We start from the raw sequence: 19,497 nt of genomic DNA on the forward strand, positions 1-19,497 counted from the left end.
CATGGCGCCGGATCGTTGCCGCGACCGCGCCGACGAAGAAGAACCGGACGCACTGCTCGAAGCTGGTTGGATCGAACAGGCGATGCCGACGGAGACCGCGAAGGCGGCCCCGCCTAACAGGCCCAATAGATGGAGTCACGAAAAGCATGAGCACGAGGACGGACACGCAGTCGCCTGCGCTGCACGTTGCCGACAGCCACGATCTGATCCGCGTGCATGGCGCGCGTGAGAACAACCTCAAGGACGTCCGCGTCGAGATCCCCAAGCGCCGGCTGACGGTGTTCACCGGCGTCTCCGGCTCGGGCAAGAGCTCGCTGGTGTTCAGCACGATCGCCGCGGAGTCGCAGCGACTGATCAACGAGACCTACAGCGCGTTCGTCCAGGGCTTCATGCCGACGCTGGCACGGCCCGACGTCGACGTGCTTGACGGGCTGACGACCGCGATCATCGTGGACCAGCAGCGAATGGGGGCCGACCCCCGCTCCACGGTCGGCACCGCCACCGACGCCAACGCGATGCTGCGCATCCTCTTCAGCCGACTCGGGACGCCGCACATCGGCTCTGCCCAGGCGTTCTCCTTCAACGTCGCCTCGATCAGCGGAGCGGGCGCGGTCACCGTGGAGCGCGCCGGACAGAAGGTGAAGGAGCGTCGCGCCTTCAGCGTCACCGGCGGCATGTGTCCGCGCTGCGAGGGCCGGGGCTCGGTCAACGACATCGACCTGACCCAGCTCTACGACGACAGCAAGTCGCTCAACGGGGGCGCTCTCACGATCCCCGGCTACAGCATGGACGGTTGGTACGGCCGCATCTTCAGCGGTTGCGGCTTCTTCGACCCGGACAAGCCGATCCGCGAGTTCACCAAGAAGGAGCTGAACGACCTCCTCTACAAGGAGCCGACCAAGATCAAGGTCGATGGCATCAACCTGACCTACGAGGGTCTGATTCCGAAGATCCAGAAGTCGATGCTGTCCAAGGACGTCGATTCGCTGCAGTCGCACATCCGGGCGTTCGTGGAGCGGGCGGTCACCTTCACCATCTGCCCCGAATGCGACGGCACCCGGCTCAGCGAGGCCGCCCGGTCGTCGAAGATCAACGGGATCAGCATCGCCGACGCGTGCGCGATGCAGATCAGTGACCTGGCCAAATGGGTCCGCGGCCTGGACGAGCCGTCGGTGGCGCCGCTGCTCGCCACGCTGCAGCAGGTCCTCGACTCGTTCGTGGAGATCGGGCTGGGCTACCTCTCGCTCGCCCGGCCGTCGGGCACGCTGTCGGGCGGTGAGGCGCAGCGCGTCAAGATGATCCGCCACCTCGGCTCCTCGCTCACCGATGTCACCTACGTCTTCGACGAGCCCACCACGGGCCTGCACCCCCATGACATCCAGCGGATGAACGACCTGCTGCTGCGGCTGCGCGACAAGGGCAACACGGTGCTCGTCGTGGAGCACAAGCCGGAGACGATCGCGATCGCCGACCACGTCGTCGACCTCGGCCCCGGCGCCGGTACGGCGGGCGGCACCGTCTGCTTCGAGGGCACCGTCGAGGAGCTGCGGGCCGGCGACACCATCACCGGCCGCCACCTCGACGACCGGGCCGCCCTCAAGGACACGGTACGGACGCCCACCGGCACCCTGGAGATCCGCGGCGCGACGGCGAACAACCTGCGCGACGTCGACGTCGACATCCCGCTCGGGGTGCTTGTCGTCGTCACGGGCGTCGCCGGTTCCGGCAAGAGCTCGCTCATGCACGGGTCGGTCCCGGCCGGCGCGGGTGTGGTGTCGATCGACCAGGGGGCCATCCGCGGCTCGCGACGGAGCAACCCGGCGACCTACACCGGACTGCTCGACCCGATCCGCAAGGCGTTCGCGAAGGCCAACGGCGTGAAGCCGGCGCTGTTCAGCGCCAACTCCGAGGGCGCCTGCCCCACCTGCAACGGCGCCGGCGTGATCTACACCGACCTGGCGATGATGGCCGGCGTCGCCACCACCTGCGAGGAGTGCGAGGGGAAGCGGTTCCAGGCGTCGGTGCTGGACTACCACTTCGGCGGCCGCGACATCAGCGAGGTGCTCGCGATGTCGGTGACCGAGGCCGAGGAGTTCTTCCGCGCCGGCGAGGCGCGCACGCCGGCCGCGCACGCCATCCTCCACCGGCTCGCCGACGTCGGGCTCGGCTACCTCAGCCTCGGCCAGCCGCTCACCACTCTGTCCGGCGGCGAGCGGCAGCGGCTCAAGCTGGCCACCCACCTGTCCGAGAAGGGCGGCGTCTACGTCCTCGACGAGCCGACCACCGGCCTCCACCTCGCCGACGTCGAACAGCTGCTCGGCCTGCTCGACCGGCTCGTCGAGTCCGGCAAGTCGGTCATCGTCATCGAGCACCACCAGGCGGTCATGGCGCACGCCGACTGGATCATCGACCTCGGCCCCGGCGCCGGCCACGACGGTGGCCGGATCGTCTTCGAGGGCACACCCGCCGACCTCGTCGCGGCCCGCTCCACCCTCACGGGCGAGCACCTCGCCGCATACGTCGGCATCGACCGGTAGGTCGGCAGCGGGAAAGCCGGAGGTCGGCGCGATGAGCCGACGCCTCTCCTCGTCCTCCGCGGAGGCGGCGTCGGCCGGCGCGGAGAAGGGTTGAGGTAGCTCGGTCTATCCGAGGGCCGTCCACGCCCGGAAGCGCCCCACACGGGGGCGCTTCCGGTCACGCCGACAAGCGCTGGTGGAGGCGACGTGCCTCCTCGACCACCCGGCTACCCCCGCGCCGCGTCGCGACCGCGGCGAGCTCCGGGATGTCGGCGCGCGCTCCGGCCAGGGCGGCCGCTCTGGCACCGACCGCGAGGAGGTCCCCGAGCCCCGCCCTGGCCCTCTCCCCCGCCGCGGGCAGCAGCGCGGGCAGCGCCTCCGTGAGGATCGACCACACCGAAGCGTGCGCCCCCGCCCGCACGGCGTCGTCCAGGACGGCCACCGCTCGGTTGAGCTTCAGCAGGCCCGCGACGGCCATGTCCACGAGCAAGCGTCCGATCTCCGCCGCGGGCACCTCGTCCCGCGCGGCCAGTGTGACCAGGGCGTCGGTCGCCGCCGCACGCCGTGCCGGCCGCGCGTGGGCCATGACGCAGACGATCGCCCCGGCCGTCGCCGCGCCGACCGGGCCGTCCCCGTGGACGAGCCTCCGGAGCGCCTCCATCTGGCCGTCATAGCCGTGGGCCAGCCATGGGGCGGATTCCAGAAGGTGCGCGGCTACGACGTCGCGGTGGGACGGCATGATCGTCGGCCACCACACCGTCTCACCCGAGTGGGCCCCCGACACCTCGTCGGTCTCCACGGCCCACAGCTTCCGGATCTCCTCGGGGACACCCGGAGGCGGCGTCACCCGGGAACGCATCCTCTGGATGGCCATCTGGGTGCCGTAAATGCTGTCGTACCCGCGACGGCTCCCGACATCGCTCGTCACCGTGGGATCGGGCAGCCCGCCGTCACGCAGCAGTGCCGCCAGGCGCCGCCCCGCCTCCGAGGTCAGTCGTTCCGCCCGTACGGCCGTCGCCGGGTCCACGGTCCTGGGCAGCCGGAGCAGCGCCTGGTGGAAGTCGGCGGGCAGCGGTTCGGCGCCCTCGAGGCGTTCCATCCGGTCGAGCAGAATGTCGGGGTCGACGTGTCCGGTCGCGGCGGTCGGCGTCGCGAGCAGCAGCGGCATCGAGTGTCCGGCTTCCAGCATGAAGAGCACCTCGCGTAGCCGGCGCTGGACGAGCACCTGGATGCTCCGGTCGTAAGGCGGGTGTTCGCGCTGGTAGTCGGCCAGCCGACCGGTGAGCTCCCTGCTCTCCTCAGGAGACACCACCGCCAGCGCGGCCCGGGACAGCAGGGAATGGGCGAGCTGGTCGAAACCGCTGATGCCGTACACGTAGACATGGGAGTCGAACGGCTCGCGCCAGGCGCGCCGCCGCCACGGGGTGAGCGCCGCGACGACGGCCGCGCGGTCACGGTGGGTGAGTTCGACCAGCGCCGCGAGGATGCGTTCGAACACGGCGGGCTCCTCAGGCCAGAGGGAGGGGCGGCCCAGTTCGACCGCCAGTTCCTCCGCCGAGGTGATGGGCGGCAGGAGGCCGGGCAGCGGCGCCACGATCAGGGCCGCGGCTGTGGGTGGATCTTCCGGCTCCTCGGCCGTCACCTCGCCGAAGACGGCCGCGATTTGCTCCCGGAGCTCGGGCACAAGCTCGCCCGCCGCCGTCCGGACCTCCTCCGCCGCCAACGGGTCCGCATGCGCGGCGAGCGCCACCGCGAGCCGTACCGCCCGGCCCTGGAGGGTGGCGTCTTCGTGGCCGAATACCATCGCCAGCGCGGCCAGCGCGCCGCCGGCCCGCCCGGGAGCCCCGGCACCGGTCGCCGAGCGTGCGATCCACCGCAGGGCGGCCGTGACGAACTTCTTCTCCGGCCGGAAGGCGAGGGCGTGGACCGCCTCGGCGAACAGCTCGTCACCGAGCAGGCCCTCGTCGTCGGCCGGGCCCAGCGCGTCAAGCGCCATCTGCACGAACGGCGACGCGGCCGACGGCAGCAGCCGGACGAAGTCGAGCAGCGGGATCTCCGCCGACGAGGGCCGCAGATCCGTCCACAACGTCACGAACGGGCGGAGCTCCGCCACGTCGCCCCCGGCGAGGAAGCGCGCGGCGCAACCGTCGATCAGATCCTGGCGCTTCAGCCGGCCGGAGTCGCCGAGGGCGGCGAGTGCCGAGACGAGCGACGTCTCCGGGGCCCACTCGTGGTCCGCGGCCAGCGTGGCGGCGACCCCCTCCGCGCGGAACAGCCGCGGGACCATCGCGTCGAGCAGCGGGTCGTCCTCGATGGTGGCGCGCCCGCCGTTCTCGCGGCGCGTCGCGCTCGCGTGGCGGACCCAGCCATCGACGAACGTGTCCGCTTCCGGCGGCTCGCTGCCCGTCTCCACCAGCAGCCCGACAGCCAGCTCCCACCCCGGCGGGCCGTCGAGACGACGCCACCGGCCGGCCGGGCGCGGCAGCCGCCGTACCAGCCGAGCCGCGAGGTCCGCGCGCCACTCCTGCGGCCGGTCCCGCACCAGCGACCGGATGCGCTCGGCGTCCAGGCGCGGGTCGGGCACCCGGCGCAGCTCGCGCCGACCGAGCCAGGCCGCCACCTGAGCCGGGCGCGTGAAGCAGGCCGCGCCCGCGAGGCGAAGTCCCGCGGCCTGGCTCTCGACCTTCCAGCGTGTCGCCGTTCCCTCGGCGAGGCGGTCCGCCAGATAGCGGCGAAGCCGCTCGGCCACCACCTGCCGCTCCAGCTCGCCGAGGGACGCGAGGACGTCCATCAGGTCGTCGTCGTGACGCCCTTCGATGCGCTCCACGACCTCCTGCCACGGGTTCATGCGAGCACCGGGCAGTAGGAGGTGGACGGACCCGGGCGGCCTGACACCGGGTCGGGCGGGGAAGAGCGAACGTGTGAATACGTCGGCAGCGCATCAACCATGGCGGGGACCATACTGATCGCCACCGACAGTTCCGCTGTGCGTCGCGCAGACGTCGTCGGCCTATATGTCGTCGGCCCATATCACCACATGTCCGTCAAGCTTCCGACGTGAGAACGGCCTCCGCCGGCCGAGGAAGACCACGGCCACGACGTTGCCGGTGATGTTCGGTACGGCCCGCCGGAGTGCGTGGGCGGGCATGCCCTCGCCGCTGGAGCGCAGCAGCTGACGGGGTGCCCCGAAGCGGCCCCCGATGGCATGGATGCCGGCGTAACCGGAGGGCGGGTGTTCGGCTCGGTGACGACTGTCGCAGAGTTGGACTATGTGCCACTCCACCGACAGCCGCCCGCCCGCCCCGCCCGCCCCGGGCCCGGTCGCGGAGCACGAGCCCGTCACGCTGACCTCGGCGGACGGCAGCCGCCTGGCCGCGCACGTCGCCCTGCCCGCCCGGCCGCCGCGCGGGCGGATGGTCGTGCTGCCCGACGTGCGCGGGCTGCACCCCTACTATCGCGACCTTGTCGTACGGTTCGCCGAGGCCGGGTTCGCGACCGCGGCGATCGACTGGTTCGGCCGCACCACCGAGAACGACGAGCGCGGCGATGGCTTTCCGTTCCGGTCGCACCTGCCTCACGTGGACCCGCGCAACGTCGCCGCCGACGTCTCGGTGGCCTTGGAGCACCTGGCCGGGCGCGGGGCGACCGGCCCCGCCTTCACCGCGGGATTCTGCTTCGGCGGCAGCATGTCGTGGCGGCTGTCCGCAGGCCCGGTGGACCTGTCCGGTGTGATCGGCTTCTACGGCCGCCCGGCGCTGGTCCGCGAGGTGATCCCGGAGATGCGCCGCCCACTGCTGTTGCTCATCGCGGGCAACGACAGCGTGACCCCGGCCAGGGAGTTCGAGGAGTTCACCGGCGAACTCGCCGAGGCCGGCGTGCCGTACGAGGCCCACGCCTATCCCGGCGCCCCGCACTCCTTCTTTGACCGCGCCTACGCCGAGTGGGGTGAGGCGTGCGCGGACGCCTGGCGGCGGATCCTCGATTTCACCGGCCGGCACGGCGCGGCGGCCGGGCCCGCCTGAAGCCCCCGCTCCCCCGCTCGGATGCGTGAGATGAGCCCCGAAGCCGAGCATTCGCGGAGGTCATGTCGCCGCGACGGTTGACCCTGACGCAGGGGCAACCTCTCAGCATGGTGGCATGACCACGAAGAACAGTGCGGTGGAGGTCGCCGGCCCGCGCGAGTCGTACGGCGACCACGGCGACGATGGGCAGCGGGCCGAGAGAAGCGACAGGACGATGCGGCACTTCACGATCCACCACGACGGCGTCACAATCCCGGTGTCTCGCGGCGGCCGGGGGCGACCGCTGGTCCTGTGCCCCGGGCTGAACTCGACGCGGGCCGACCTGCACGAGCTGGCCGACCTGCTGCGGCGCGACCACGACGTGGTGACCTTCGACCTGCGGGGGCATGGCCTCGCCTCGGCCGCCGGCCGGTACTCCTTCGAGGCGTTCCTCAGCGATCTGGCCGCCGTGATGGCGGAGCTGGCACGCCTCGACCTGGACGCGGCGCCCGTGCTGGTGGGCTACTCGCTGGGCGCGGACCTGGCCGTGCACTATGCCTCCGAGCACCCTGGCAGCGTCGCCGGGCTTGTTCTCATCGATGGGGCGAACCCGGTGCCCGAGCCGTTCATCACCGAGGCCGTCCTGCCGGAGTTCCGCGCAATGTGGGAGGACATGGTGACGCAGCAGGAGGCCGTGCGGGGCACCGCGCGTCAGGTGTTGCTCACCGCCCAGGAGATTCTCGACCTGAATGTCGAGATCGATGCGGTACGGTCCGAGATCTTGGGCCGGTACCAGAAGATCGACCGGCCCATCAGCATGATCATGTCGACCTCGATGGCCGGCGACAGCGGCGCAGGGCATGCGTCGCGGTTCAATCAGAACTGGCGTGCCGGCGTCGAGCGGCTTGGCCGCGAGCAGCCGCGCATCGACACGTCCTGGCTCGACGCCGACCACGGGCTGGTCTTCACCCACGCCCCGGAGATCGCCCAGATCATCCGGAGTACACACGGCCCTGTCGGCCACACCCGAGGAGACTGGCGGGATGCTGACCATCGGTGAGCTGGCGTCGTACGCCGGAGTGACGGTGCGCGCGGTGCGGCACTATCACGCCAAGGGGCTGCTGCCGGAGCCGGAGCGGGACCACTCCGGCTACCGCAGGTACGACGCCGGCGCCGTGATCGAGCTGATCAAGATCCGGACTCTCGCGCAGGCAGGGGTCCCGCTGGCTCGGGTCCGGGAGCTGCTGCGGGCCGACGAGGAGGAGTTCGCCGCGGCGGTCGCGGACATCGACAAGCGGCTGCGGGCGGAGATCCGGCAGCGGCAGCGGCACCGGGAGCAGATCGCCCGGCTCGCCGCCGGGGACAGCCTGACGCTGCCGCCGGAGGTGGTCGAGTATCTCGACCGACTGCGGGTGCTCAGGGTCGACGAACGGATCGTCCGGGCCGAGCGTGACGGCTGGATCCTGCTGGCCGCGCACTCACCTGAGCGAGTCCCGGAGTGGATGGCACGCAAGCGGGAGCAGATCGCCGACCCGCAGCTCATCGACTTCTATCTCACCCTCAGCCAGGTTCTCGACCGGACCGCCGACGACCCACGGCTGGCCGAGCTGGCCGACGAACTAGCCGCCTACATCACGCAGTTGGCCGACGAGCAGGGCGAGGACTACGTTGACGACACCGACATCGAGCCTCCGCTGGTCAGGCTGATGGACACACTGGCGTTCGACACTGTGCCGCCGGCCCGTCGGCTGATCGAGCTGCTGAAGAAGCGCGGCTGGACCGGCTGGACCAAGCTCGAGCGCGTGGACCCACAGGGAAACCGCGCCGGGCCGACGTGTCCTTCGGGTGAGCATCTCCCGATCAGGTAGGTGATCGGGTGTCGTAAGCATGGCGGGCCGCGGCGATGGCGGGGCCGGGCAGACAGCGCTTCCAGCGGCTCGCGGATGTCTTCGATCAACGCGAAGGGCCGCCGGCCTTTGCGGGCCGGCTGGGGCAGGCCGCGTCCCGCCGGAGGCACAGGCGGTTCACAAGGTGGTGACCACGGTCGTCGCCGGCGTCGTCCGAGAGCCACTGGCGTGATCCGCCTACGGGCGACTTCGTCCCGTACGAGCTGGACCGAGGGCATGCCGGGGCTGTGGAACACTTCCCGGGTGCTGACGACAGACGACGGTTCATTCGCGGTTTTGCTGCACGCCTACGGCAAGGCGACCGACACACCCGGGCATTTGACGGCGCTTCTGGACGGAGACGAGTCCGCCCGGCGCGCGGCCCTGGACCATCTCAACAGCGCCGTCATTCACCAGGGCACGCCGTGGACGGCCACGGCGTCCGCCGCGTTGGCCGTGGGGCAGATCCTTCGCGCCCCGTCGATCGCCGGCCCGGATACCGCCTGGCTGAGACGCGATCTGCTGCGCTGGCTGGCCGAGGTCGGCGAAGCCGCCGCCGCGCCGTACCCGGGCGACCTGGCCGCCGACGCCGCCCCCGGAGGGCGGGACATCAGAAGCGAGATCGCGCGGATCGCCGCCGCCTCCAGCGATGAGGACGTGTACGACGACATCCTCGAGGATGCGGAGCGTGAGCATGCGATGTGGGCCATGGTCCTGCTCGATTGCCGGCAGGCGGCGAGCCGGCTGGCAGACGTCGTCGAAGGTTGCCTGGCCGACGCGGATCCGTGGGTGCGGGCGTCCTCAGCATGCGCGGCGACCCGGCTGGTCCGCGCCGCCGAACTGGCGGCCACGGCGCCGTCGCCCCGGCCTCGGCTCGTTCGGCGGTTGGCCCGGCTCGCGCCAACCGCCGACGCGGCCGAACGGGCCGCGCTGGTTCTCGCGCTCGGCGACCTCGGCGCCGCGCCACGCGACTTCCTCGAGGACCCCCACCCCGGGGTGCGGGCGTGCGCGGCCCTGGCGCCCGCGCTGGCCGACGACCTCGCAGCCGTCAATATGATCATGAACGCGTTGCAGGACCCGGAGGCCGCCGACCGCTGGTTTCCCGACGGACTGCCGCAGATTGTCGGCCGGTTTCGCGGCACACTCCTCGATGCCGCCCTGGAGCGGGTGACCGGCTTCACCGAATTCCTTCCGGTGGCGCTCGCGTTCGCGCGGCTGACGGACGGGTTCGAGTGGATCCTGTTGCTGCTCAAGGCGTTTCCGGAGCCGCCGGTCGAGCTGGACGACGCCCAGCGGGCGTACCTGGCGGCGCTGGCGGACAACGAATCGCTGTGGAGTCTGTCGCTGGGCGACATCCGTAGGGTGTTCGAGCGGATCCGGCTCCCGTACGACCGGCAGGCGTGCCGGGCTCTCGCCCACGCGAACGACAGCCGCGCCTGGCTGCGGGACCACGGGGTACGGCTGTCCACCGTGCGCGGCGAATGGCTGGCAACCGCCGAGAAGATCGTGGCCGAGCACGGTGGCGCGGAATCAGACGGGCTCGGACTGGCCAAAGCACTGCTCCGCCTCGCCGGCGCGCATGCCGCGTCCGGGCATCGGGAGCGGGCCGTGGCAGCCGCGGCGGAGGCGGTGCGAATCTCTCTCCGGCTCACCCCGTCCGACGCCCACCTGATCCGGGTGCTGACGGAGTACGGCCGACACCTGGGGGAAGCCGGCCGCAGTGGCGACGCATCGGCCGCCGCGGAGCGCGCCATCGCGGTCCACACCCAAATGACGCAGCCCGTCCCGGCCGACTTCGATCTCGCCCAGGCGTTGACCGGACTGGGCAGACTGGCCGCCGACCTGGGCAGGAGCGACAATGCGCTGACCGTCACCGTCTCCGCGGTGGAGGTGCATCGGCGGCTGGAAAACGCGGTGTACCTCGCCCCGGCTCTCGCGGCCCTCAGCCGACGACTATGGGAGGCCGGACGTGGAGATGACGCTCTGACAGCCGCCGACGAAGCCGTACGGACCTTGCGCGAGGTGGCCGCAACCAACCGGTTCGCCCGAGCCGACGCGTTGAAATACCTCTGCGAGATGCTCAGCGATCTGGGCCGATGGCTGAACCCCGTCGACGCGCTCGCCGCCGTCGAGGAGGCCGTCGCGGCGTTCCATGAATACGTGGCCGATCGCCGGGCGGCGGCGCAGGCGAGCGTGACAGAAGAGCCGGATCTCGCCGACGCGCTGACCGGTCTCGCCCTGTGCCTGACTCGGCTTGGCCAGGTGGAGCAGGCCGTCGACGCCGCCGCGGAAGCCGTGCGGACGCACCGTCGCCTGGCGGGCGACCTCCCGGTCGTCTTTCAGCCCGGTCTCGCCTGCGCTCTGACCGCACTCGCCGCCTCTCAGTACGCTCGTGGACAGCACGAGCATGCGTTGGCGGCCGCGCGGGAGGCGGTGGACCTCTGCATGGTATGGGCCCGGCCGTCGCCGGGGTTCTTCACTGTCCGGCGGCGACAGGACCTGGATCTCCTCGCTGACGTTTTCGACGATCTCGGCCGGGGCGAGGACGCCGACCGGATACGCCGTCACATGGGGGGCAGACCAAGTACGCCGGAAAGGGCTAATAGGGCTGGTCAGAGGTCACGATAGCAGCCGAGGTGTCACCATTTGCGTTGATTTGGTTGCAGTCCGATGAGCTGTGCGGTGCGTTGTGATCATCTGTCGCTATGGTGTGCGGGTTCTGGAAGTGATCAGCAGGAAGGGCTCGCCCGTGACGTCGATCGAGCGGACCGCCTACCCGCAGTTCAAGCGCCTGACCTCGGCGCGGGTGCTGCACGTGTTCTTCGCCCCGACGGCCGAGGAGACCGACTGGGCTCAGGAACTGGCCAGGAGTCCGCAGGCGCTGTTCGCGCTGGTGCTGGCGCTGAATGGACACACTGGCGTTCGACACTGTGCCACCGGCCCGTCGGCTGATCGAGCTGCTGAAGAAGCGCGGCTGGACCGGCTGGACCAAGCTCGAGCGCGTGGACCCGACCGCCGTGCTGGATGACGTCGGTGCGGACAAGGCCGCGTTCTGGGGCTATTCGCTGGGAGCTCTCACCGGGTACGCGGTCGCCGTACACGCGCCCGGACGGCTCACCCGCCTCGTCGCCGGCGCCTTCGACCCCATCGGCGGCTTCCGCTCGGCGATCGGACCGACGCTGCGCCACCTCGGGCTGCCCGCGGACGTCGACCCCTACCAGCTGGTCAAACAGGGAGCCGCCGCCGATCCCGCCCAAGCCGCCGTCATCGTTGCCGGGGATCTCGGGGCGTTCCGCGCGAACTACGAGGCGTTCTCCCATGAGCCCGGCCCGCACGCCGAACTGGCGGCCTGCGGCGTCACAATGCTGATGTACGCGGGCACCGCCGACCCTTGGCACGATCCGATGCGGACCTTCGCGCGGCGTACCGGCGTGGGCTTCTTCTCCGTGCTCGACGCCGACCACCAGGGAGGCTGGAACAGATCGGCCGACGTGCTCTCCGGCGTGCTGCCGTTCCTGGCCGGCGACCCCGACGCCTGACGCGTCCACCTGAACCGCCTGCCGCCGTCGCTCAGCCGACCACCGTGCTCGGCCCGGACGGCCGTCCCGCACGGGTGATCGGCCTGCTCATCGACCGCGCTGACCATGACCTGGCTCCCGGCACGGGTCGCCGGTCAGCCGCGTGTGTCGAGCGGGACGTGCAGCGAGAGATGCGCGGACAGGGCGCGGAGGAAGTCCGGGGCGTCGAAGACCGCGCCCGCGGAGGCGACGCCGGTGGTCCTGGTCCGGCCGGTGAGGATGCGGTCGACGGCCTCCACCGCGAGCGGCGCGCTGATGGCGTAGATGTCCTGACCGGTGGCGGCCACGCGGCGTTCCGTGCCACCGGAGCGGACCAGGACGTCGACGACGAAGGTCTGCGCGGAGCGGCCGCGGTCGTCGACGGCGGTCGGTGCCGCGGCGTCGGGAGCGGACAGGTCCGCGGCCGCCTTGGCGGTCATGTAGGTGCGCACCTCCGGGACGGCCAGGTGGCTGGGAACGGTGACGATGTCGGCCATGGTGAACTCTCCGATGACGCTCTGGGGGCCGAGCGGAGCGGGGAAGGGCCACTCCAGGGTCGGCAGAGCGTCGTCGTGGTATTCCAGCCGTCCGCCGGTGTAGCGGACCCGGCGGCCGCCCCGTCGCTGCCCCGAGACCGCGCCCGAAGCGAGCGTTCCGGCAGTGGGGTGCCAGCTGCTCAGGCCGTAGGCGATGTGCGCCTCGTCCGCCGCCGTCCAGTCGCCCATCGCGGTGGTGACCAACAGGTCGCCGAGGCCGCCATAGAAGGCCATCGCCGGGACCACCACGGTGCCCGCGGCGCGGGCGCGCCCCGCGAAGTGTGCGAACGTGTCAATGTTCGCCTCGATCTCGGCCGCCACGTCGACATACGGGATGCCGGCGCGCAGCGCCGCCTCGACCAGCGGGGCGGCGGTTGAGGCGAAGGGCCCGGCACAGTTGATCACGGCGGCCGCGCCGTTCAGCGCGCGGTTGAGCGAGGCCGGATCGTCGACCGACGCCTGCCGCGCCTCGAGCCCCGGTTGGGCCTGCGCCAGCGCCAGCAGCTTGTCCTGGTCGCGGCCGAGGAGCAGCGGGACGTATCCGCGCTCGCGCAACTCCGCGACCACGAACCGCCCGGTGTGCCCGTAGGCGCCGAACACCGCCACATTCCGACCCGATCCCATGCCTGCTCCCGCGTGCTCGAAGTGATCCACCGCGAAAATCCTGTCCCCGTTGACTCATCGGTGCCAGTGTCCGAAACGACATAACCCGTACAATTCCCGACATGAGCTCCGTCCCGCGCTCCGTCGCGATCGCCGCTACCGACGGGATGCTGCACTTCGAGCTGGCCCTGGCCCACGAGGTCTTCGGCTCCGCCCCGGCCACCCTGCCCGGCCCCTGGTACGACGTCAGGGTGTGCGGCACGCACGCCGTCCGGGTCGGCCGGTTCCGGCTGGAGCCGGACTGCGGGCTCGACCGGCTGGCGCACGCCGGCACCGTGATCGTCCCCGCCTTGGCGGACGTCGACGAGGACCCGCCGGCCGACCTGGTCGAGGCGGTTCGGGCGGCCCACGAGTCCGGCTCGCGGGTGGTCTCCCTGTGCACGGGCGCGTTCGTGCTCGCCGCCGCCGGCCTGCTCGACGGGCTGCGCGCGACCACGCACTGGGCCCACACCGAGGAACTGGCCGCGCGCTATCCCCGGGTGAAGGTCGATCCGGACGTGCTCTACGTGGACAACGGCAGCGTGCTCACGTCCGCGGGCAAGGCCGCAGCGATGGACCTGTGCCTGCATCTGGTCCGCCGCGACCACGGCTCGGCAGTCGCCAACGTGGTCGCCCGCCGCCTGGTCGTGCCGCCCCACCGGGCCGGTGGCCAAGCCCAGTTCGTCATCACACCGGTGCCTGCCCAGGACGGCCATCCCCTGGCCGAGCTGCTCCCCTGGGTGATGCGGCGGCTGGATCAGCCGCTCACCGTGGAGGACCTGGCCCGCCAGGCGAACATGAGTTCACGCCACCTGGCCCGCCACTTCCGGTCGGTAACCGGCACCACCCCGCTGCAGTGGCTGCTGACGCAGCGGATCCGCCGCGCGCAGGAGCTGCTGGAGACCACGGACGACAGCGTCGACACCATCGCCTCGGCCGCGGGCATGGGCACGGCGACGACATTGCGCCGCCACTTCCACCGCACGATCGGCGTACCGCCGGACGCCTACCGCCGGACGTTCCGGGCGTGAGGCCGCGGTCCGCACCTTGACGGCCCTCGGCCGTCTCAGCGGCCGACGGGCCGCCGGCCTTTGCGGGCCGGCTGAGGCGGTCCGGCTGGGATGGTCCGCGCAGACGCGGCGCTGTGACGAGGACGTCGTTGGTTCCTCACTGGAAGCCACGGCCGGGCCCTCAGCGGCGAGGCCCGGTCAGGCGGCGCCGGTACGCGTCACAGTGACCACGACGGCGGTAACGCATCCTGAAGCCGCCCCCCTCAGAGTGACCGGCTCTGGATCAGGGCTCGGCCCGGCCGGTCGCCCAGGCCCACGCGGCGATCGCGACGCGGTTCCTGGCGCCGGTCTTGCGTTGAATGGAGGCGACGTGGTTCTTCACGGTGCCCGCGGACAGGAAGAGCTCGGCGGCGATCTCGGCGTTGGTCCTGCCCTGCGCGACCAGGGTCACGATCTCGTCCTCTCTCTCAGTGAGGACGACGGTGGACGTCTCGCGTGGCCGGCCGCTCCCGCGCAGCAGCCGGACGGTGAGCTGCGGGCTGATGAGCACGTCGCCGCTCATCGCGGCCCGGATGGCCTCGATGAGCAGCGTGGGGCCGGAGCGTTTGAGGACGAACCCGGCGGCACCGTGCCGCAGCGCGGCGTGGACGTACTCGTCCAGCCCGAAGGTGGTGACGACCACGACGTGGATGCCGGTGCCGGCCAGGGCGCGGGTCACCTCGATGCCGTCGGCGCCGGGCATGCGGATGTCGGCGAGGACCACGTCGGGTTTGATCGTCTTGGCGGTGTCGATCGCGGTACGCCCGTCGGCGGCTTCGGCCACCACGGTCATGTCGGGCTGGGCGTCGAGGATCAGGCGGAAGGCGCCGCGGATGCCTTCCTGGTCGTCGGCGATGAGGATGCGGGTGACCACTCCGGCGATTCTGCCAGTGGCAGGCGGGCGGTCAGCGACCACCCGTCGGATACGGCTTCCGCGGTCAGCTCGCCACCCTGGGCCTGGACGAGCGAGGCCAGGGCGCGCAGGCCGGTGCCGCCACGCCGGATGCTCGGGGCGCGGACCATGCCGTCGTTGGTCATCGTGACCTCCAGGACGCCGGACGAGGCGCTGACGCTCAGGTCCACGCGTCCGGCCCGCGGTGCGTGCCGCCGGATGTTGGTCATTCCTTCGATCACGATCCGGTAGGCCAGGGCCGCGGTCTCCGGCGGGACCACCAGAGCCGGATCCATGCGCAGACGGACCGGCGCCGGGCCGGCGGCGGAGAACCGTTCGGCCGCCTCGCGGATGCCGCCCAGGTCGCCGCCGGGAGCGAGGGGCCGGTCGTGGTGCAGCATGTCCAGCGTCCGGTCCAGCATCGACAGGGCGCGCTGGCCCGCGGCCTCGACGCGTTCGAGCGCCCGCAGGGGTTCACCTGCCACCTGGCCCGCCTGGGCGTGCGCGACCATCTCGCTGATGTCGTGCGCCAGATAGTCGTGCAGGTCCCCGGCGAGCCGCAGCCGCAGGGTCAGGTGGGTGTCGGCCACCGCGCGCTCCTGCCGTACGTCGAGAAAACGGAGGTAGCCGCCGACGGCCGCGGCCACCAGCACGCCCAGCCCCCAGAACGCGCACACCCCCACCCCTTCCAGCGGCGAGGCGGGCGCGAACACGCGCAGCAACCAGACGGCCGCGGCAAGACCCGCCGCCGGAGCGGACAACACCGCCCGCCGGGACGGCGCGTACCGGATGACCAGGCCGACCAGCACCATCAACGCCACGCTCTCGACCATGCCGAGCGCGTCCGTGCCCGGCGCCGGGCGCCCCACGCCGGTCACATGAGCCAGCGTGACAGACATCGACACGCCCGCCGCGAGCAAGGCCGACGCGGACAGGTGCGGCCGGAACCGGGGCCGGGACAACCCGGTCACGGCGAGCGCGACAGCAACAGCAACCGATATCCCGGCAACAACCAGCATCACGGACACCTGGGCGAGGATACGCGCCTTTTGTGCCGTAGCGAGGAGTGCCGAACGGCACCCGTTCTCACCGTGAAGGGTGCCGAACGGCATCTGGCTCGTCAGCCCTCCGCGCCGGGAGGCTGGTCACATGACGATCTTCACTTTTCGCCGGCAAGGGTATGCGGCGGCGCTGTGGGCGCTGACCTATGGCGCGCTCGGGGTCGGGTGGGCGCTGGGCGCGCCCGGGTACCCCTGGGGCGCCGCCGATCCCGACCCGGACGGCGCCCTGTCGATCCTGGCCGGAACGACTCCGGGCTTCGGCTGGGCGATCGCCGCCGGCTGCCTGGTGACCGCCATCACGGCGCTGGCGTTGACCCGCGGGAGCGGCCGCCGTACGCCGGTCATCGCGGCCTGGGCGATCGCCGCGCTCCTGGTCCTGGTGATCCCCGACTCGCGGTTGATGATGGGCGTCGCCTACACGCCGCTGCTGCTCGTCGCCCCCGTCTTCGGCTGGGGCCTCGGCGGCGCAACCTTCGCCGACGCCTGGCCGTGGCCGGTGCTCAACCAGCTCGTGTGCGTGCTGGGCGGCCTGCTGCTGGCCGCCGCGGCGCTGGCCTATCGACGCGACGAGGGACGCGGACGCTGGTTCACTCCGGAGCGGGGGCGGGTGGCGGTGTATGTGGCGATCGCGGTGCCGCTGGTGTACTGCGCCACCCGATGGGCGTGGGCCCTGGGCATCCCGCTCGGCGTGAGCGCGGAGTTTCTGGCCGAAGGCGAGGGCGGTCTGTGGCTGGCGGGCGCCTACCTGGCCACCTTCGGCGCGCTCGGCGGCCTGCTCACCCTCGGCCTGACCCAACGGTGGGGCGAGATCCTCCCGCGTTGGATCCCCGGATTGCGCGGGAGAAGGGTGCCGCCGCTGCTCGCGGTCGTCCCCGCCGGATTGGTCTCGATCATCATCACCGTGGCCGGGCTGACGTACATCCGCTGGACCGTCGCCGGCCGGTTCGCCCTGGCCGAGTGGGGGGCCTGGCTGCCGGAGTGCTTCTGGCCGATCTGGGGCGCCGCGCTGGCCACCGCCACCACCTGCTACCACCTGCGCCGCAGGCGCGACGGGCACCAGGAAAGCGCTGTCCGTCCCCCTCACGCCGATCACAGCATCCGGTCGTGAACCTGGATCCGCGGCCGAGGGAGACGCCCCTGAGCGCCGGGGTCAGCCGCGGTCTGCTCGGGGTGCCGCGCATTGGGCGTCGGCTGAGCGGGCAGCAGCAGGGCGGGCAGCAGTCCGAGGACGGCGACCGCGGCCGATGCCAGCAGTGCGGGTTGGGCCGTGAGGGCGGTCGCGGCCAGGGTCCTGAGCGGTGGGGAGCTCGCGGCCTCGAGCGCGTCCGTCTGCATCAGGCCGGCGGCGACGGCGATACCGAGGGTGGGGCCGATGTTCATGGCGGTCTGCTTGAGCCCGCCGACGACTCCGGCGTACCCGGGAGGCGCGTCGCCGACCACGGTCCCGGTGGCGGTGACCATGACAACGGCGAAGCCGACGCCCAGCAGGGCGAAGGCCACGCTACTCCCCGTCCAGGCGGTCGCCGAGGTGCGGCCGGACAGGGCCACGATGCCGAGCGTGACCAGGACGGAGCCGACCACGGCGGTGCGGCGCGGCCCGTACCGCCGGAGTGCCGCACTGGCCAGGGGCGCCCCGAGGATCATGAGCACGGTCATCGGGAGGACCCGCAGGCCTGTCGCGAGCGGATCCAGCCCGAGCACGTCCTGGAACAGGAAGGTGGCGACGAACAGGGCACCGAACATGCCGCCGGCGGTGAGAAGAAGGATCGCCATCGCGGCCGTCACCGGGACCGATCGCGCCACCTCGGGCGGCACGATCGGATGGGCGGCGCGGCGTTCGTGGGCGATCAGGAGCGCCGCACCGGCCACGGTGCAGGCCAGGCCCGCCAGCGTCGGTCCGCCGGTCCAGCCGTGCGCCGGTACTCCGACGAGGGTGTACACCCCGATGGCGAGAACGCCCGCGACCAGCGCCGCGCCCACGACATCGAGCCGCTGCGTGTGCTCGCGCGTCGATTCACGGTGCTCCGGTGCTGCTGCTCGAACGGCGAGAGCGGCCGCGGCGATCGCCAGCGCGAAGGGAACGTTGATCACGAACACGCTGCGCCAGCCCAGGTGTGCCACCAGGACGCCGCCGAGGACCGGTCCGGCCGCGCTGGCCACGCCGATGGCGCTGGTACGGATGGCGACGGCGCCGCCGAGCCGCTCCGGCGGATAGGTCAGGCGCAGTATCGCCAGCGTCGCCGGTTGAAGGAGGGCACCGAACACGCCCTGCGCGACGCGCAGGCCGATCATCCACCCGATGTTCGGCGCGAGCGCGATCCAGGCCGAGGTCCCCGCGAAGCCGAGCAGGCCGCACAGCAGCAGCCGCCGATGGCCGTACCGGTCGCCGAGGCGCCCGGCGATGACCAGCAGCGCGGCCACGGCGAGCAGGTAGCCGGTGCTGGTCCACTGCATCTGCGCCACGCTCGCGCCGAGGTCGCGTTGCGCGCTGGGCTGGGTCAGGATCAGGACGGTGCCGTCGAGGGCGACCAACATCGCGCCCCCGGCGCTGACCACCAGGGCCAGACGCCGCCGTACGGTGCTGCTCACGTGTCCGCTCCGCCCAGATGGGCGTCGACGATCGCGGTGACGAGCTCGTCGAGCCGGTCGTCGGCCTGCGCCGAGTCGTCGCCCAGCGCGAGTCCGACACTGCCCCACCCCCACAGCTGGGCGAGGCCGTGCACATTCGTCCACAGCGCGACCGCGGTCACCTCCGCCGGCACGTTCCCGCGCCCGCTCTCCCGCTTCCGGGACCGGGAGATGAGATCCACGATCCGGCCGAACAGAGGCATGCTCGCCTCCCGCAGCTGCGGCTGACCGGCCGCGAGCGCCTGTCCGCGCAGGAGGTCGTGCCGGAACATCAGCTCGAACATGCCGGGACGTTCCTGCGCGTATCGCACGTACGCACCGGCCAGCGCCCGCAGCTGTGCCACCGGTGACGGCGCGTCGCCGGCCGCCTCCGCGAACCGCTCCGCAAGGTCGGCGAACCCGCGGCGGGCGATCGCCGAAAGCAGCGCCTGATGGGTGGGAAAGTACCGGCGCGGAGCCCCGTGGGACACTCCCGCCCGGCGAGCGATCTCTCGCAATCCCACCGACGAAACACCCTCGGTCAGCACGATTTCCACGCCGACATCGACAAGCCGCTTCTGAAGAGAGCCCTCCGATTGCATAGACAGTGTCTACCACTGTCGGTAGACACTGTCTACCGCACGGCAGGGGCGGCAGGCGTGTTGCCGGATGAGCGGGCATGGCGAGGGAGGAATCCGGCCCTTCATCTCGCACGTCCCGCAGCTGGAGCTGGACGACTTGGCCGCGAAG

At 71.8% G+C, this 19,497-nt stretch carries 15 protein-coding genes; 9 read left to right on the forward strand and 6 right to left on the reverse strand.

The genetic code is table 11. The features are described 5' to 3' along the window. The first annotated feature begins 146 nt into the window (after positions 1-146). On the forward strand, positions 147-2,537 hold the full coding sequence (locus ACQP1V_RS22125; RefSeq protein WP_433411269.1) for an ATP-binding cassette domain-containing protein: 2,391 nt from the start codon (positions 147-149) through the stop codon (positions 2,535-2,537). A gap of 157 nt (positions 2,538-2,694) precedes the next feature. Here ACQP1V_RS22125 and ACQP1V_RS22130 read toward each other — a convergent pair whose 3' ends face one another. Beyond that, positions 2,695-5,364, reverse strand: a complete 2,670-nt coding sequence (locus ACQP1V_RS22130; RefSeq protein ID WP_433411271.1) for a DUF6493 family protein — start codon at positions 5,362-5,364, stop codon at positions 2,695-2,697. 421 nt (positions 5,365-5,785) lie between these two features. Here ACQP1V_RS22130 and ACQP1V_RS22135 point away from each other — a divergent pair, with 421 nt between their 5' ends. From ACQP1V_RS22135 to ACQP1V_RS22160, 6 genes are all read left to right on the forward strand, one after another. Beyond that, positions 5,786-6,538, forward strand: coding sequence for a dienelactone hydrolase family protein (locus ACQP1V_RS22135; protein ID WP_433411273.1), 753 nt, complete (start codon positions 5,786-5,788; stop codon positions 6,536-6,538). A gap of 115 nt (positions 6,539-6,653) precedes the next feature. Further along, positions 6,654-7,577, forward strand: a complete 924-nt coding sequence (locus tag ACQP1V_RS22140) for an alpha/beta fold hydrolase (protein WP_433411275.1) — start codon at positions 6,654-6,656, stop codon at positions 7,575-7,577. Further along, the gene (locus ACQP1V_RS22145) at positions 7,561-8,385 is read left to right on the forward strand and encodes a MerR family transcriptional regulator (RefSeq protein ID WP_433411277.1); all 825 of its coding nucleotides are present in this window, start codon (positions 7,561-7,563) and stop codon (positions 8,383-8,385) included. Before ACQP1V_RS22140 ends, ACQP1V_RS22145 begins: the two co-directional genes overlap by 17 nt. A gap of 282 nt (positions 8,386-8,667) precedes the next feature. Next, complete coding sequence (locus ACQP1V_RS22150) at positions 8,668-11,031, forward strand: hypothetical protein (RefSeq protein ID WP_433411279.1); 2,364 nt, start codon at positions 8,668-8,670, stop codon at positions 11,029-11,031. Between the two features lie 121 nt (positions 11,032-11,152). After that, positions 11,153-11,431, forward strand: coding sequence for a hypothetical protein (locus ACQP1V_RS22155; RefSeq protein WP_433426140.1), 279 nt, complete (start codon positions 11,153-11,155; stop codon positions 11,429-11,431). Then, positions 11,406-11,942: an alpha/beta fold hydrolase gene (locus ACQP1V_RS22160; protein ID WP_433411281.1), complete on the forward strand. Its 537-nt coding sequence runs from the start codon at positions 11,406-11,408 to the stop codon at positions 11,940-11,942. Before ACQP1V_RS22155 ends, ACQP1V_RS22160 begins: the two co-directional genes overlap by 26 nt. Before the next feature lie 134 nt (positions 11,943-12,076). Here the strand turns inward: ACQP1V_RS22160 and ACQP1V_RS22165 are convergent, their stop codons facing one another. Next, the gene (locus ACQP1V_RS22165; RefSeq protein ID WP_433411283.1) at positions 12,077-13,150 is read right to left on the reverse strand and encodes a saccharopine dehydrogenase family protein; all 1,074 of its coding nucleotides are present in this window, start codon (positions 13,148-13,150) and stop codon (positions 12,077-12,079) included. 71 nt (positions 13,151-13,221) lie between these two features. Here ACQP1V_RS22165 and ACQP1V_RS22170 point away from each other — a divergent pair, with 71 nt between their 5' ends. Then, a complete protein-coding gene (locus ACQP1V_RS22170; protein WP_433411285.1) occupies positions 13,222-14,169 on the forward strand; it encodes a helix-turn-helix domain-containing protein in 948 nt (315 codons plus the stop codon). Positions 14,170-14,431: 262 nt separating this feature from the next. On the opposite strand, the gene ACQP1V_RS22175 is transcribed toward ACQP1V_RS22170, so the two are convergent. Further along, complete coding sequence (locus ACQP1V_RS22175) at positions 14,432-15,061, reverse strand: response regulator (protein WP_067127461.1); 630 nt, start codon at positions 15,059-15,061, stop codon at positions 14,432-14,434. Next, positions 15,001-16,098 carry a sensor histidine kinase gene (locus tag ACQP1V_RS22180; protein ID WP_433411287.1) on the reverse strand — a complete coding sequence of 366 codons (1,098 nt, stop codon included), beginning with the start codon at positions 16,096-16,098 and terminating at the stop codon, positions 15,001-15,003. The genes ACQP1V_RS22175 and ACQP1V_RS22180 overlap by 61 nt, the downstream gene beginning before the upstream one ends. A 130-nt stretch (positions 16,099-16,228) precedes the next feature. Between ACQP1V_RS22180 and ACQP1V_RS22185 the strand changes: the two genes are divergently transcribed. Further along, positions 16,229-17,248 (forward strand): hypothetical protein, encoded by a 1,020-nt coding sequence (locus ACQP1V_RS22185; RefSeq protein ID WP_433411289.1) that lies wholly within the window; start codon positions 16,229-16,231, stop codon positions 17,246-17,248. Here the strand turns inward: ACQP1V_RS22185 and ACQP1V_RS22190 are convergent. Next, positions 17,230-18,729 carry an MFS transporter gene (locus ACQP1V_RS22190; RefSeq protein WP_433411292.1) on the reverse strand — a complete coding sequence of 500 codons (1,500 nt, stop codon included), beginning with the start codon at positions 18,727-18,729 and terminating at the stop codon, positions 17,230-17,232. The genes ACQP1V_RS22185 and ACQP1V_RS22190 overlap by 19 nt on opposite strands. Beyond that, positions 18,726-19,304 (reverse strand): TetR/AcrR family transcriptional regulator, encoded by a 579-nt coding sequence (locus ACQP1V_RS22195; protein WP_433411294.1) that lies wholly within the window; start codon positions 19,302-19,304, stop codon positions 18,726-18,728. Before ACQP1V_RS22195 ends, ACQP1V_RS22190 begins: the two co-directional genes overlap by 4 nt. Between the last annotated feature and the right edge of the window lie 193 nt (positions 19,305-19,497).

The sequence above is a fragment of the Microtetraspora malaysiensis genome (assembly GCF_050947145.1).
GTDB classification, from domain to species: domain Bacteria; phylum Actinomycetota; class Actinomycetes; order Streptosporangiales; family Streptosporangiaceae; genus Microtetraspora_A; species Microtetraspora_A malaysiensis.

Bases quoted from the DNA above. Each gene is read 5' to 3' on its own strand.
- ACQP1V_RS22125 (WP_433411269.1), top strand. From the start codon at position 147: ATGAGCACGAGGACGGACACGCAGTCGCCTGCGCTGCACGTTGCCGAC.
- ACQP1V_RS22130 (WP_433411271.1), bottom strand. From the start codon at position 5,364: ATGAACCCGTGGCAGGAGGTCGTGGAGCGCATCGAAGGGCGTCACGAC.
- ACQP1V_RS22135 (WP_433411273.1), top strand. From the start codon at position 5,786: ATGTGCCACTCCACCGACAGCCGCCCGCCCGCCCCGCCCGCCCCGGGC.
- ACQP1V_RS22140 (WP_433411275.1), top strand. From the start codon at position 6,654: ATGACCACGAAGAACAGTGCGGTGGAGGTCGCCGGCCCGCGCGAGTCG.
- ACQP1V_RS22145 (WP_433411277.1), top strand. From the start codon at position 7,561: ATGCTGACCATCGGTGAGCTGGCGTCGTACGCCGGAGTGACGGTGCGC.
- ACQP1V_RS22170 (WP_433411285.1), top strand. From the start codon at position 13,222: ATGAGCTCCGTCCCGCGCTCCGTCGCGATCGCCGCTACCGACGGGATG.
- ACQP1V_RS22180 (WP_433411287.1), bottom strand. From the start codon at position 16,098: ATGCTGGTTGTTGCCGGGATATCGGTTGCTGTTGCTGTCGCGCTCGCC.
- ACQP1V_RS22185 (WP_433411289.1), top strand. From the start codon at position 16,229: ATGACGATCTTCACTTTTCGCCGGCAAGGGTATGCGGCGGCGCTGTGG.